This is a genomic window from Antarcticirhabdus aurantiaca, assembly GCF_009765365.1.
Taxonomy (GTDB): domain Bacteria; phylum Pseudomonadota; class Alphaproteobacteria; order Rhizobiales; family Rhizobiaceae; genus Antarcticirhabdus; species Antarcticirhabdus aurantiaca.
In genome coordinates this window covers 1-12947 of sequence record NZ_VTOM01000027.1, presented here as the reverse complement: position 1 = coordinate 12947, position 12947 = coordinate 1, and the positions used below count along the sequence as shown (strand labels likewise).

The window sequence follows — 12947 nt, the reverse complement described above, 5'->3', positions numbered from 1 at the left end:
TAGGCTCGCCGTCCTGGCGTTTCCATGCTAGATCCTCTCTCATGCTTGACCGATCGTCCAAGTCCGTCCCTCCGAGCGCCGACGATGCGCTGACCGACATGCTGCGCGGGCTGCGGCTCGACGGTGTCGAATACGGCCGGTGCCGGATGACGGGCGCGTGGAGCTTCGTTTATCCCGCGCAGGCGCACGCGCACTTCCATTTCGTCGCCGGCAAGGGCTGCTGGCTGCTCGGCCCCGACGGCGCCTGGAGCGAGCTCGGCGCGGGCGATGCGGTGCTCGTGCCGCGCGGGGCGGCGTACGTCCTCGCCAGCGCGCCGGGCGTCGAGCCGCGCCCCTTCCCGCGCTGCGACTGCCGCCCGGTCTGCGATACCGTGTTCGACTACGAGGCGGCGGACGGGGACGATGCGGAAGGCGAGACCACCGTCCTCTTCTGCGGCTCCATGCGCTTCAATCTCGATGCGCTCCATCCGCTGATGCGGATGATGCCGGACCTGATGCGGGCGAAGGAGCTGATGATCAGCGAGCCGGCGATCCCGCACCTCCTTCAGGCGATGATCGCGGAATGCGCGATGAGCCGGGTTGGGGCGAGCGGCATCCTGGCGCGGCTCGCCGACGTCATGGCCGCGCAGATCATCCGTTCCTGGGTGGAGCACGGCTGCGGCGAGGAGGCCGGCTGGATCGCGGCGATGCGCGACCCGGAGATCGGGCGTGTTCTCGCCTCCATTCACGCCGCGCCCGACCGCGACTGGAGCGTGGCCGAGCTCGCCCGGCTGATGGGCGCCTCGCGCTCGGGCTTCGCCGCCAAGTTCACCGCGGCGGTCGGCGAGACGCCGGCGCGCTACGTCACGCAGGTGCGCATGCATCAGGCGCGCCAATGGATGCTGCGCGACCGCATGCGCATCGCGGAGGCTGCGCAGCGGCTCGGCTACGATTCCGAAGCCTCGTTCAGCCGCGCCTTCAAGCGGATCATCGGCTCGGCGCCGGGTCGCCTGCGCTCGGGCGCGTCACACGCCGCAGCGTCAGGTTGATGCGCCCGCCTCCCTCGCCGAGAAGCGTGCCGGTGCCGGGATAGACCCGGTCGACGCCGTGAAAGGCGAGGCGGCTCTCGCCGCCGAGAACGAGGACGTCGCCGGAGGCGAGGCGCAGCGAGGTGGTCGCCCCGCCGCGCGCCGTCCCGCCGATGCGGAACAAGCAGTCGTCGCCGAGCGAGACCGACAGGACGGGGGCGTCGAAGTCCTCCTCGTCCCGGTCCTGGTGGAGCCCCATCCGGGCATTGCCCCGATACAGGTTGACGAGGCAGGCCTGCGGGTCGTGCGGATAGTGCGCGAGGGCGCGCCAGAGCGACAGGAGCGCATCCGGGATCGGCGGCCAGGGCCGTCCGGTGACGGGATGGCGCGGCTGGTAGCGGTAGCCGCTTCGGTCCGACACCCAGCCGAGCGCGCCGCGATTGGTCATCTCGACGCTGAAGGGCTTGCCGGTGCGCGGCATCTCCGGGCGCCCGAAGGGAGCGTCGGTCAGCCCGGCGCGGATCTCGGCGAGAAGCGCGGCTTGCGCCGCCGCGTCGAAGAAGCCCGGGCGGTAGACGACGCCGGGCGGCAGGCGCGGCGCGAGCGGTTCGCCCGCGGCCTCGAAGAGGCTCACGAGAGGTAGCCCGACTGCGCGGCGAGCGCGACGGCATGGGTGCGGTTCGACGCGTTCATCTTGCGCGTCGCGGAGGTCAGGTACTGCGACACCGTATGCTCGGACAAGGACAGGATCGCGCCGATCTCGGACGAGGTCTTGCCGAGCATGGCGAGCTTCAGGCAGTCGCGCTCGCGGGTGGTCAGCGGATTGCGGCGCTGGTTCTCGATGAAGCGGGCGGCGGCCAGCATGCCGAAGAAGGCGAAGCAGGCCAGGTGCAGCTCGCGCACCTCCTCGTCCGACAGCTGGCAGCTGTGTCCCGCGAAGGAGACCGCGCCGTTGAACGTGGTCAGGCCCCAGACCGGGAAGATCGCGCCGGCGAGGTAGTCGTTGTCGATCAGGAGGCGCGCGGCGGGGCTCGGCTCCGCCTCGTCGGTGCCGTAGAGCGTCGCGGCATCCCAGACGAAGGGCATCGGATCGGCCTTCAGCGCGCGCATCATGAGCGAGAAGCGGTGGAGGCCGCGCGCCTCGTAGGCGCGCTCGAAGGGCTTGGGCCAGTTGCCGAAGACGTACTGCATCGTCGCCCCGCCCTCGTCGGTGGAGGGCATGGCGAGCACGGCCCAGTAGGTGAAGCCGAAATCGTCCGCGATGGCGGCCAGCGCCTGCGTCAGCATGTCCTCGGTCCAGGGCGCGTCGAGCCGGCGCATCGCGCCGCAGGCGTCGCGCTCCGTCAACGCCTCGGCCTCCCGCCGGATGGATCGCGTCGCCGGCCGGTCACGATACCGCCCCAAAGCACCGGAACCATCGAGCGGGACAGCATCGTGGTGTCGGGCACGGCGGGCATGGGTCCTCCTCGGTGGAGCCGGAGATCGCGAGGTTCGGGCGCGGCGCGACGAATCGACTCCGGGGATCGTTCCCCCGGTGCCGCCCCCTGCCGACTGGATGCCAGGATAAGTAATCTGACGCGGAGCGTCGACGCCTAAAACCCTCAGCCATGGTCAATGTGGCGTAAAGGCGCTTTGTCCGGGAACAAAGGCGGCGGGACTGGCGCCGCGCCGCCTCGCATCCCATCTTCGAGCGGACCTGACAGGCAGACGTTTATCCCCCCGTCCGCTCCGCCGCTGCTTCACGACGTTCACGAGGGCGGCGGAACGGGACAATCGAACGGTTCAGAGAATGAGCGACTTTTCCCCCCGCGAGATCGTTTCCGAGCTCGATCGCCACATCATCGGCCAGAAGGACGCCAAGCGCGCGGTCGCCGTGGCGCTGCGCAACCGCTGGCGCCGCCAGCAGCTCGACGGGAGCCTGCGCGACGAGGTCTCGCCGAAGAACATCCTGATGATCGGCCCGACCGGCGTCGGCAAGACCGAGATCTCCCGGCGCCTCGCACGACTCGCGGGCGCACCCTTCATCAAGGTCGAGGCGACGAAGTTCACCGAGGTCGGCTATGTCGGCCGCGACGTCGAGCAGATCGTGCGCGACCTCGTCGAGGTCGGTATCGGCCTCACCCGCGACAAGAAGCGCGAGGAGGTGAAGGCCAAGGCCCATCAGGGCGCCGAGGAGCGCGTGCTCGACGCCCTCGTCGGCAAGACCGCCTCGCCCGCGACGCGCGATTCCTTCCGCAAGCGCCTTCGCGCCGGCGAGCTCGACGACAAGGAGATCGACGTCGAGGTGGCCGACACGGCAAACCCGCTCGGCGGCATGGAAATCCCCGGCATGCCGGGCGCCAACATCGGCGTCCTCAACATTTCCGAGATGTTCGGCAAGGCGCTGGGCGGTCGCACCAAGACGCGCCGCACCACGGTGCGCGACTCGTACGGCCTCCTCCTCAACGAGGAGTCCGACAAGCTCCTCGACCAGGAGAGCCTGGTGCGCGAGGCCATCGCGGCGGTGGAGAACAACGGCATCGTCTTCATCGACGAGATCGACAAGGTGGCGAGCCGCGAAGGAGGCCTGGGCGCCGGCGTGTCGCGCGAGGGCGTCCAGCGCGACCTCCTGCCGCTCGTCGAGGGCACCACGGTCGCGACCAAGCACGGGCCGGTGAAGACCGACCACGTCCTGTTCATCGCCTCCGGCGCCTTCCACGTCTCCAAGCCCTCCGACCTCCTGCCGGAGCTCCAGGGTCGCTTGCCGATCCGCGTCGAGCTGCAGGCCCTGTCCAAGGACGACTTCCGCCGCATCCTGACCGAGACCGAGGCGAGCCTGATCAAGCAGTACGTCGCGCTGATGAAGACGGAGAACGTCGACCTCGAGATCACCGAGGACGCCATCGACGCGCTCGCCGACATGGCGGTGAGGATCAACGGCTCGGTCGAGAACATCGGCGCGCGCCGCCTCCAGACGGTGATGGAGCGCGTCCTCGACGAGATCTCCTTCGAGGCGCCGGACCGGCCGAACACGACCTTCCGGATCGACGCGGCCTACGTGGAAAAGGCGCTCGGCGAGATCGCCGGAAACGCGGACCTGTCGCGCTTCATCCTGTGACCTGACGCGCGCCTCCGGTTTTGTTGATAGACTTATGATTGCAGGGCGGGCGCCGCGGGGTTTCCCCGGCGCCCGCCCCTTCCATTTCGGGAGCTAGACACGGGATCGCGACGATCCCGCCCTTTTCCGAACCGGAGCTCGATGTCCTTGCGCTTGTCCGCCCTCCTCGCCGGCACCGCCCTCGCCGCCGGCCTCAGCCTGTCCGCCCTGCCCGCCCTCGCCCAGTCCACCGGCGACACCTCGCCCATCGACCACGTCGAGGGCACGCCGCCGGCGACCGGCGAGGAGAACACGGCAGCCACCGCCCCGGTCGAGACCGAGGCGCCGAACGCGCAAGGGCAGGAGCCCGCCTTCGCCGGCCAGACCCGCGCGCCGCAGTCCGGCGAAACGCCCGAGGTCAAGGTCGAGACGGTCGCGGAAGGGCTGCCGCACCTCTGGGCCATGGAGTTCCTGCCCGACGGGCGCATGCTGGTCACCGCCAAGGAGGGCGCGATGCACATCGTGACGCCCGAAGGCGAGGTCGGCCCCGCCATCTCCGGCGTGCCGGAGGTCGTCTCGGGCGGCCAGGCGGGCCTCCTCGACGTCGCGCTCGCGCCCGACTTCGAGACGAGCCGCCACGTCTTCGTATCCTTCTCCGAGCCGCGCGACGAGGGCAACGGCACCAGCGTCGCCCGCGGCACGCTGAGCGCCGACGGCACGGCGCTGGAGGACGTCGAGGTCGTCTTCCGCCAGATGCCGTCCTACGACAACACCAAGCACTACGGCTCGCGCCTCGTCTTCTCGGCCGATGGCCACCTCTACGTCACCGTCGGCGAGCGCTCGGACGACCCGATCCGCGAGCAGGCGCAGAACCTCGAAAGCGGCCTCGGCAAGGTCTTCCGCATCAACGTCGACGGCAGCGCGGCGGAGGGCAATCCCTTCGCGGACGGCGCGAACAACGCCCAGCCCGAGATCTGGTCCTATGGCCACCGCAACCTCCAGTCCGCCGCGCTCGACGGCGAGGGCCGCCTGTGGACGGTGGAGCACGGGCCGCGCGGCGGCGACGAGCTGAACCGCCCGGAGGCCGGCAAGAACTACGGCTGGCCGGTGATCACCTACGGCGTGGAATACAGCGGCGGTCCGGTCGAGGGCGGCCTCACCGCGCAGGACGGCATGGAGCAGCCGGTCTATTACTGGGATCCGGTGGTCGGCCCCTCCGGCATGGCCTGGTACGAGGGCGCCGAGTTCCCGGAATGGCAGAACGCCTTCCTCGTCGGCGGCCTCGTCTCGACGGGCCTCGTCGTCCTGCACATGGAGGACGGGCGCGTGGCGGCCGAGGACCGCGTGTCGCTCGATGCCCGCATCCGCGACGTCAGGGTCGGCCCGGACGGCGCGGTCTACGCGGTGACCGAGGACCCGAGAGCGGGTTCGTCCACCATCCTGCGCGTGACGCGCCAGGGCGCCTGACGAAACCTGACGGACATGGACGAGGGCGCGGCATGGGTGCCGCGCCCTGTTTTCACGTGAAACACTCCGGAACGGAGGGCGAAGGCCCCCTCCCCTCAGAAGTCCGAGATGATCCCGTTCTTTTCCCAGTCCCCGTAACGCACGGGTTCCGGGCCCTTGCGGCCGTTCACCTCGACCGGCCGCTCGGCCGCCTCGGCCAGGCGGCGGCGCTCGGCGGCTTCCTCCAGCGCCCGCCGCGCGGCCGGGCTCAGCTCTTTCAGCTCGCTCATCGTCTCGTCGTCCCGAACATCCGTGGTCTTCCGCGAGATAGGCATTTCCCCCCGCCCGCGAAAGGTCATTGAAGGGGAGCGCATCGGCTCCCAAATTCGGGGTGTTCCGTTCACGTTCCGCGACAAGGAGACCGACACCCTCATGAACATGCTCAAGACGGCCATGCTGATCGGCGGGCTGACCGCGCTCTTCATGGGAATCGGCTATCTCGTCGGCGGCATCGGGGGTATGGCGATCGCCTTCGCCGTCGCCGCCGCGATGAACCTCTTCGCCTATTGGAACGCCGACAAGATGGTGCTGCGCATGCACCACGCCCACGAGGTGGACGCGCGCTCGGCGCCCGAATATTACGGCATCGTCGAGCGGCTGGCGAGGAATGCCGGCCTGCCCATGCCGAAGGTCTACGTCATCGACAATCCCCAGCCCAACGCCTTCGCCACCGGGCGCAACCCGCAGAACGCGGCCGTCGCCGCGACGACGGGTCTGCTCGCCACGCTCAACGCCGACGAGGTGGCGGGCGTGATGGCGCACGAGCTCGCCCACGTCCAGAACCGCGACACGCTGATCATGACGATCACCGCGACGCTGGCCGGCGCGATCTCCATGCTCGGCAACTTCGCCTTCTTCTTCGGCGGCAACCGCGACAACAACAATCCCTTCGGCTTCGTCGGGGTGCTTCTCGCCATCATCGTCGCGCCCTTCGCGGCCATGCTGGTGCAGATGGCGATCTCGCGCACCCGCGAATATTCCGCCGACCGGCGCGGCGCCGAGATCTGCGGCCAGCCCCTGGCCCTCGCCTCGGCGCTCGCCAAGATCGCCGGCGGCGCGCACCGGGTCGTCAACGTCGACGCCGAGCGCAACCCGGCCACCGCCCACATGTTCATTATCAATCCCCTGAACGGTCAGCGCATGGACGGCCTGTTCTCCACACATCCGGCGACCGAGAACCGCATTGCCGCGCTGCAGACCATGGCGGGCGAGCCGGGCTTCGGCGCCGGCGGGGGCGGCTTCGTCGCGGGCCCGCGTCCCGGCTCCTTCTCCGACGCGGGCGCCGTGCGCGGCGCGGGCTTCGGCGGCATCGCCCACGGTCCCTGGAACGGCAGCGGCCGGACCGGCGCGCCGCGCGGCGGATCGGGCGCCTCCTCCGCCCGCCCGCCCAGCATCGGAAAGCCGCGCTCCGGCCCGCGGGGACCCTGGGGTTGACCCGCCCCGCCCCGACGAGCCGCCCGCCCCGACGTTTCGAAGCCGAGCGCGTTCCCGACGCGCCCGGCCTTGCCGTCCGCGCGATCGCCGCCAAGCTCCTCGCCGCCGTGGTGGACGCGCGAACCTCGCTCGACGGGCTGCTCGATCCCGTCGGCGGCCATCCCGGGCTGCGCCGCCTCGACGCGCGCGACCAGGGCCTCGTGCGGGCCATCCTCCACGTGGCCCTGCGCCGGCGCGGCACGATCGCGGCGGCCCTTGCGGCCCGCGTCGACCGGCCGCTTCCCGGCAATGCCCGCGCCTTGGAGCATCTCCTCCACGTCGGGGCCGCGCAGGTGCTGTTTCTCGACGTGCCGGACTCGGCCGCGGTCGACACCGCCGTGTCGCTCGCCAAGGCCGATCCGCGCCTCGCGCGCTTCGCCGGCCTCGTCAACGCGCTCCTGCGCCGCCTCGCCCGCGAGAAGGAGGCGGTTCTCGCGCAGGCCGACGCGGACCCCGCGCGCGACTGCCCGCCCTGGCTCTTCGAGCGCCTCGCCGCGACCTACGGCGACGGGCGGGCCCGGCGCATCGCCGCCCTTCTCGCCCGCCCCGCCCCCCTCGACCTCACCATTCTCAAGGGCGACGCCGCGGCCTTCGCGAGCCAGCTCGGCGCCGACCTTCTTCCGACGGGCTCCGTGCGCCTGCCGGCCTTCGACGGGCCGGTGACCGCGCTGCCCGGCTTCGCCGAGGGCGCCTGGATCGTCCAGGACGCGGCGGCGAGCCTGCCGGCCCGCCTCTTCGGCGCGATCGAAGGCCAAGCGGTCGCCGATCTCTGCGCCGCGCCGGGCGGCAAGACGGCGCAGCTCGCCGCCCGCGGCGCCCGCGTCACCGCCGTCGACCGCTCGGCGAGCCGGATGAAGCGGCTGGAGGGCAATTTCGAGCGCCTCGGCCTGTCGGCCGAAACGCGCGTCGGCGAGTTCGCCACGCTCGATCTGTCGCCCTTCGACGCCGTGCTTCTCGACGCGCCCTGCTCCTCCACCGGCACGCTGCGCCGCCACCCCGACGTCGGCTACACGAAGAACGCCGAGGAGGTGACGAGCCTCGCCGGCGTCCAGGCGCGGCTCCTGCGCGAGGCCGCCGACCTCGTGAAGCCGGGCGGCGTGCTCGTCTTCTCCAACTGCTCGCTCGATGCCGAAGAGGGCGAGGGCGTGGTCGCGGGCTTTCTCGCCGAGCGCAGCGACTTCGCGCTGGATCGCATCCAACCGGACGAGCTGCCGGGCCTGAGCGAGGCCGTCACCCCCGACGGCATGGTCCGCACCCTCCCCGACATGCTCGATCGCGGCACGCTCGACGCCTCCGGCCTCGACGGCTTCTTCGCCGCAAGGCTGAAACGCGCGGCCGCCTGAGGCGGGACCGGCCGGCTGAACGACAGGCGAACGATGGAGGGCTGCGCCGGCACCCTCCTCTCCGCTCTTCTCCCCTCACTTCCCTCCTTCCCCCGTTCCAGCTCGTCATCCCGGCCTTGAGCCGGGATCCATGCCTCTGCGCGAGGCCTGTCAGAACCGGTCGGCGGCCCGCTCGCCGGTCCGCCGCTCCGGCCTCGTCTGGCGGTTTGGAATGGATCCCGGCTCAAGGCCGGGATGACGACGCAAAGGTGGTGATGGGGCGGTCGGCGGCGCTGTTCGGTAGGGTCGGACCGGTGAAGCCGACAAAGTAGCGCGGAAGCGGGTCAGTCGACGGCGCCCCGTCGAGCCGATCCGGCCGAGCCGGCGGCGCTCCGCTGCCAACGGGCCGCTCGCACCGAAACCGCCGACGATGCGGCACGGCACCACCGCCCCCCGTTTGATTTTCGCCGCACCTCTTAAGCCGCGCTTAACCACCCGGCCTTAGCTTCGTGTTTACCATGAGGGTGCCGCGTCGCAGCGGTGGCCCGGGCAGTGTCGGAGGCGTGGCCTCCGGAGGCGGGTGAGCGGTGGCGGAAAGCTTGGTGGACGACCCGCGCCTTGCGGGACTGATGGTGCGGGAAGCCTGGCGCCGCGCGCGCTGCGCCCTCGGCGCCGGCCCCCTCACCTGGCTGCGCCTCGCCGGGGCGGCGCCGGACGCGCTCGTCGCCTTGCCGACGCCGCTGCGCGCCGGCGATCCGGCTAAAGCGCAGGAGATCTATTCCGGCACCTTCACCCTCGCCGGCACAACCGCCCATGCCGAGGGCGTCTCGCCCTTCGCGCTGGTGCCGTCCTCGCCGCTCTGGGCGCGCGAGCTCCACGCCTTCGACTGGCTGCGCCATCTCGCCGCCGCCGGCGACGCGCTCGCCGCCCGCAACGCCCGCCTTCTCGTGTCGGAATGGATCGGCGCCCGCCGGTTCGGCGCGGGCCGCGTGCCCTACGAGCCGGACGTCGCCTCGCGCCGCCTGATCGCCTGGATCGCCCATGCCGCCTTCCTCATGGAGGGCGCCGACCCCGCCTTCGCGCGGCTCTTCCTGAAGAGCCTCGGGCGCGAGGCGCGGCACGTGAAGCGCGTGTCCGTGGGCGAGGCGCCCGCCGGCCTGCCGCGGCTGCGGGCCCGCATCGCCCTCGCCTATGCCGCGCTGTGCCTGCCCGCCGGCCGGGCGCGGGCGCGCGCCGCCGCCAAGGCGCTCGCCGCCGAGCTCGATCGGCAGATCTTCCCCGACGGCGGCCACGTGTCGCGCAATCCCGAGGCGATCCCGGAGATCCTCGCCGACCTCCTGCCGCTGCGCCAGCTCCTGCTCGACGCCGGCCAGCCGGTGCCGCGCGCGCTTTACTCCGCCGTCGACCGGATGCTTCCGGCGCTGCGCTTCTTCCGCCACGGCGACGGGGCGCTGGCGCTGTTCAACGGCGCGGGCGCGGCCGAGCCGCGGCTCCTCGCCGCCGTGCTGCGCCACGACGAGACCATGGGCGAGCCGATCTCCAACGCCCGCCATTCCGGCTACCAGCGCCTCGCCGCGGGCGGCACGGTGCTTCTCGCCGATACCGGCCTTCCCCCGGCGCCGGCGCTGTCGGGCGAGGCCCATGCGGGAACGCTCGGCTTCGAGTTCTCCTCGCTCGGCCAGCGCTTCGTGGTGAGCTGCGGCGCGCCCGGCAGCCGGAGCGAGAGCCGCCGCCACGCCAGCCGCGTCACCGCCGCCCATTCGACGCTGACGCTCGCCGACCGCTCCTCCTCGCGCTTCGCGCGCCACGCCGCGCTCGGCCGCTTCCTCGGCAACCCGCTGATCCGGGGCCCGAGCCAGGTGACGATGGAGCGCGAGGACGAGGACGGCCTCTTCGCCTTCCGCGCCGTTCACGACGGCTATGCCGAGGATTTCGGGCTGCTTCACGAGCGGCGCATCGCGCTGAGCGCCGGCGGCCACCGCATCGAAGGCACCGACCGCCTCGCCGAGGCCGGTCGGCGCTGCGTCGCCTTCGAGGGCCGACGCCGCGCGGCGGTCCGCTTCCACCTGCACCCCTCCGTGGTGGTGGAAGCGGTCGAGGGCGGCCTGCGGCTCCAGGCGCGCAACCACGCCTGGCTGTTCGCCGCGACCGTCGAGCCGGAGGTCGAGGACTCGATCTTCTTCGCCGATGGCAGCACGGGCGGCGGTCGCCGCACCTCGCAGATCGTTCTCGGCTTCGACGCCGACATCGTCGACACCGTGTTCTGGAGCTTCCAGCGCGAGCTGCCGCGCTGAGGCGTCAGGCCTCCGGCAGAAGGCCCGCCAGCCCCTCGCGATAGGTGGGAAAGCGGAAGGCGTAGCCGGATCGCTTGAGCCGCGCGTTGGAGACGCGCTTGTTCTCGCCCCAGAAGGAGCGCGCCATCGGGCTCATCGCGGCCGGGTCGAAGGGCGTCTCGGGCGGCGGCTCGACGCCGGCGAGGTGCGCGGCGTGGAGCACCACGTCGCCCGGCGGCGCCGGCTCGTCGTCCGACACGTTGAAGGGCCCGCCAAGGCGCTTTTGCGCCAGCAGAAACGCGGCGCCGGCGATGTCGTCGACGTGGATTCGGTTGAACACCTGACCCGGCTTCACGATCCGCCGCGCGGTGCCGTCCGCCAGGTTCCGGAAGGCGTTGCGGCCGGGACCGTAGATGCCCGACAGCCGGAGGATCGCGACGGGAATCCCGCACGCCTGTCCCAGCGCCGTCCAGCCTTCTTCCGCCGAGACGCGCTCGCGCGAGCGGGACGACACGGGCTTGAGCTCCGCCGTTTCGTCGATCCAGGCGCCGTCGTGATCGCCGTAGACGCCGACCGTCGAAAGGTAGCCGATCCATTCGAGCCGCGGCGCCGCCCGCTCCAAAGCCTCGCCGAAGCGGCGCAGCACCGGGTCGCCCGGCGTCGCGTTGGCGCCCCCGACCCGCGCCCCCGGCGGGCCGGGATGGCCGGGCGGCACTGAAACGAGGAGGTGCGTCGTCTCGGCCAGCGCCCGTTCGATTTCCGCATCGTCGCCCCGATCCGCCGCCTCGCCGTCGAAGCAAAGGGCCGGCAGGCCGCGGGCGCGCCAGGCTTCGACGCCCTCGCCGCTGCGCACCGTCAGCCCGCGGATGCTCGTCTTCGGAAGGGCTTCGACGAAGCGTCCGGCCGAGTATCCGGCACCGAAGACGAAGACGCCGGCGTCCTCGGGAAATCGCACCGCTTCAGTCGCCGAGCTCATGCCATTCCTTTCGCACGATGGGATCGCTTTCCGTTTCGAGGGCGGCGGCGCGGCGGCTGCGCGCCAGATCCGGCGCGAGCCGCCCCAGCGCCCAGACCGCCATGGCGCGCACGATCGGCGCCGCGTCCGCGAGAAGGTCTTCCACCGGGTGCAGGAAGCCGGGATCGCCGCTGTTGCCCGCCGCGACGAGGCAGTTGGACACGAACTTCGCCCGCCCGACGCGTTTCACCGGCGAGCCGGAGAAAAGGGCGCGGAACCCCGCCTCGTCGAGCGCCAGGAGGCTTGCCAGGCGCGGCGCCTTGAGGTCGTCGCGCGCCCGCAGCTTGGCCTCGCGGGCGTGAACCGCGAACTTGTTCCAGGGGCAGACGGCGAGGCAGTCGTCGCAGCCGTAGATGCGGTTGCCCATGAGCGGGCGCAGGTCCGCAGGGATCGGCGCCTTGGTCTCGATGGTGAGGTAGGAGATGCAGCGCCGGGCATCGAGCTTGTAGGGCGCGGGAAAGGCGTTCGTCGGGCAGGCGTCCTGGCAGGCGCGGCACGAGCCGCACATGTCGCGGCCCGGCTCGTCCTCGGGCAGCTCAAGCGTGGTGACGATCGAGCCGAGAAACAGCCAGGATCCGAAGGTCCGGCTGACGAGGTTGGTGTGCTTGCCCTGCCAGCCGAGCCCCGCCGCCTGCCCCAGCGGCTTCTCCATCAAGGGCGCCGTGTCGACGAAGACCTTCACGTCGTGGCCGGTCAGCCCCGCGGCCTCGGCGCGCGACAGGAGCCGCCCGGCCAGCTCCTTCAGCCGCCCCTTGATGACGTCGTGATAGTCGCGGTGGCGTGCATAGACCGAGATCGCGCCGTGCTCGGGGCGTCCGAGAAGCGCCAGCGGATCCTCGTCGGGCCCGTAGTTCATGCCGAGAACGACGACGCTCCGCGCCTCCGGCCACAGCGCCGAAACGCTGCGCCGCCGCTCGGCCGTCTCCTCCATCCACCCCATCGTGCCCTGGCGCCCCTGCGCCACGAACTCGTCGAGCCGCTCGCCGGCGAGCGCGTTCGCCTCCGCCCGCGCGACGCCCACCGCCTCGAAGCCGAGCCGCGCGGCGTCGGCCTTCAGGAAGGCGAGAAGATCGTGGGACGGACCGGGAACCATGGGGCGGCATATAAGGGCAAAGCGCGCGAACGAAAACGCCGCCCATGGGCCGAGGTGGGTCGTGTCCCTTGGCGTGGTGTAGCTCGCGAAGGGCCACCACGGTTGCCGGCTTGGGCCGGGCAGATCAGACTGCGAGGGTTGGCAGGCTGACGAGGGGATCATCGCCGATCGGGGCGATGCTT

The 12947-nt window shown here is 71.7% G+C and carries 11 protein-coding genes; 6 read left to right on the top strand and 5 right to left on the bottom strand.

What is annotated here, in order from left to right; genetic code table 11:
- The first annotated feature begins 41 nt into the window (after positions 1 to 41).
- A complete protein-coding gene (locus tag FZN60_RS24395) occupies positions 42 to 1028 on the top strand; it encodes an AraC family transcriptional regulator (RefSeq protein ID WP_158876127.1) in 987 nt (328 codons plus the stop codon).
- On the opposite strand, the gene FZN60_RS24390 is transcribed toward FZN60_RS24395, so the two are convergent.
- Together FZN60_RS24390 and FZN60_RS24385 are read right to left on the bottom strand one after the other, a co-directional pair.
- Entirely contained in the window at positions 967 to 1641 is a 675-nt protein-coding gene (locus FZN60_RS24390; RefSeq protein WP_246727152.1) for an alpha-ketoglutarate-dependent dioxygenase AlkB family protein, read from the bottom strand. The two genes, FZN60_RS24395 and FZN60_RS24390, sit on opposite strands and share 62 nt — an antisense overlap.
- Entirely contained in the window at positions 1638 to 2354 is a 717-nt protein-coding gene (locus FZN60_RS24385; protein WP_246727150.1) for a helix-turn-helix transcriptional regulator, read from the bottom strand. Before FZN60_RS24385 ends, FZN60_RS24390 begins: the two co-directional genes overlap by 4 nt.
- A 442-nt stretch (positions 2355 to 2796) precedes the next feature.
- Here FZN60_RS24385 and hslU point away from each other — a divergent pair, with 442 nt between their 5' ends.
- Positions 2797 to 4104: an ATP-dependent protease ATPase subunit HslU gene (gene hslU, locus FZN60_RS24380; protein ID WP_158876126.1), complete on the top strand. Its 1308-nt coding sequence runs from the start codon at positions 2797 to 2799 to the stop codon at positions 4102 to 4104.
- 141 nt (positions 4105 to 4245) lie between these two features.
- Positions 4246 to 5550: a PQQ-dependent sugar dehydrogenase gene (locus FZN60_RS24375; protein WP_158876125.1), complete on the top strand. Its 1305-nt coding sequence runs from the start codon at positions 4246 to 4248 to the stop codon at positions 5548 to 5550.
- A 95-nt stretch (positions 5551 to 5645) separates the two neighbouring features.
- On the opposite strand, the gene FZN60_RS24370 is transcribed toward FZN60_RS24375, so the two are convergent.
- Positions 5646 to 5819 carry a DUF1674 domain-containing protein gene (locus FZN60_RS24370; RefSeq protein ID WP_158876124.1) on the bottom strand — a complete coding sequence of 58 codons (174 nt, stop codon included), beginning with the start codon at positions 5817 to 5819 and terminating at the stop codon, positions 5646 to 5648.
- Between the two features lie 142 nt (positions 5820 to 5961).
- Between FZN60_RS24370 and htpX the strand changes: the two genes are divergently transcribed.
- From htpX to FZN60_RS24355, 3 genes are all read left to right on the top strand, one after another.
- Positions 5962 to 7023 carry a zinc metalloprotease HtpX gene (htpX, locus tag FZN60_RS24365; RefSeq protein WP_158876123.1) on the top strand — a complete coding sequence of 354 codons (1062 nt, stop codon included), beginning with the start codon at positions 5962 to 5964 and terminating at the stop codon, positions 7021 to 7023.
- Positions 7020 to 8405: an RsmB/NOP family class I SAM-dependent RNA methyltransferase gene (locus FZN60_RS24360; protein WP_158876122.1), complete on the top strand. Its 1386-nt coding sequence runs from the start codon at positions 7020 to 7022 to the stop codon at positions 8403 to 8405. The genes htpX and FZN60_RS24360 overlap by 4 nt, the downstream gene beginning before the upstream one ends.
- A 566-nt stretch (positions 8406 to 8971) precedes the next feature.
- Positions 8972 to 10678 (top strand): heparinase II/III family protein, encoded by a 1707-nt coding sequence (locus FZN60_RS24355; protein WP_158876121.1) that lies wholly within the window; start codon positions 8972 to 8974, stop codon positions 10676 to 10678.
- Between the two features lie 4 nt (positions 10679 to 10682).
- Here FZN60_RS24355 and FZN60_RS24350 read toward each other — a convergent pair whose 3' ends face one another.
- Positions 10683 to 11633: an SDR family oxidoreductase gene (locus FZN60_RS24350; protein ID WP_158876120.1), complete on the bottom strand. Its 951-nt coding sequence runs from the start codon at positions 11631 to 11633 to the stop codon at positions 10683 to 10685.
- Positions 11617 to 12765 (bottom strand): tRNA epoxyqueuosine(34) reductase QueG, encoded by a 1149-nt coding sequence (queG, locus tag FZN60_RS24345; protein ID WP_158876119.1) that lies wholly within the window; start codon positions 12763 to 12765, stop codon positions 11617 to 11619. The genes FZN60_RS24350 and queG overlap by 17 nt, the downstream gene beginning before the upstream one ends.
- Between the last annotated feature and the right edge of the window lie 182 nt (positions 12766 to 12947).

Excerpts from the sequence above, each read along its gene's own strand:
- queG (WP_158876119.1), bottom strand. The coding sequence starts at position 12,765 with ATGGTTCCCGGTCCGTCCCACGATCTTCTCGCCTTCCTGAAGGCCGAC.
- htpX (WP_158876123.1), top strand. The coding sequence starts at position 5,962 with ATGAACATGCTCAAGACGGCCATGCTGATCGGCGGGCTGACCGCGCTC.
- FZN60_RS24375 (WP_158876125.1), top strand. The coding sequence starts at position 4,246 with ATGTCCTTGCGCTTGTCCGCCCTCCTCGCCGGCACCGCCCTCGCCGCC.
- FZN60_RS24395 (WP_158876127.1), top strand. The coding sequence starts at position 42 with ATGCTTGACCGATCGTCCAAGTCCGTCCCTCCGAGCGCCGACGATGCG.
- hslU (WP_158876126.1), top strand. The coding sequence starts at position 2,797 with ATGAGCGACTTTTCCCCCCGCGAGATCGTTTCCGAGCTCGATCGCCAC.
- FZN60_RS24350 (WP_158876120.1), bottom strand. The coding sequence starts at position 11,633 with ATGAGCTCGGCGACTGAAGCGGTGCGATTTCCCGAGGACGCCGGCGTC.
- FZN60_RS24370 (WP_158876124.1), bottom strand. The coding sequence starts at position 5,819 with ATGAGCGAGCTGAAAGAGCTGAGCCCGGCCGCGCGGCGGGCGCTGGAG.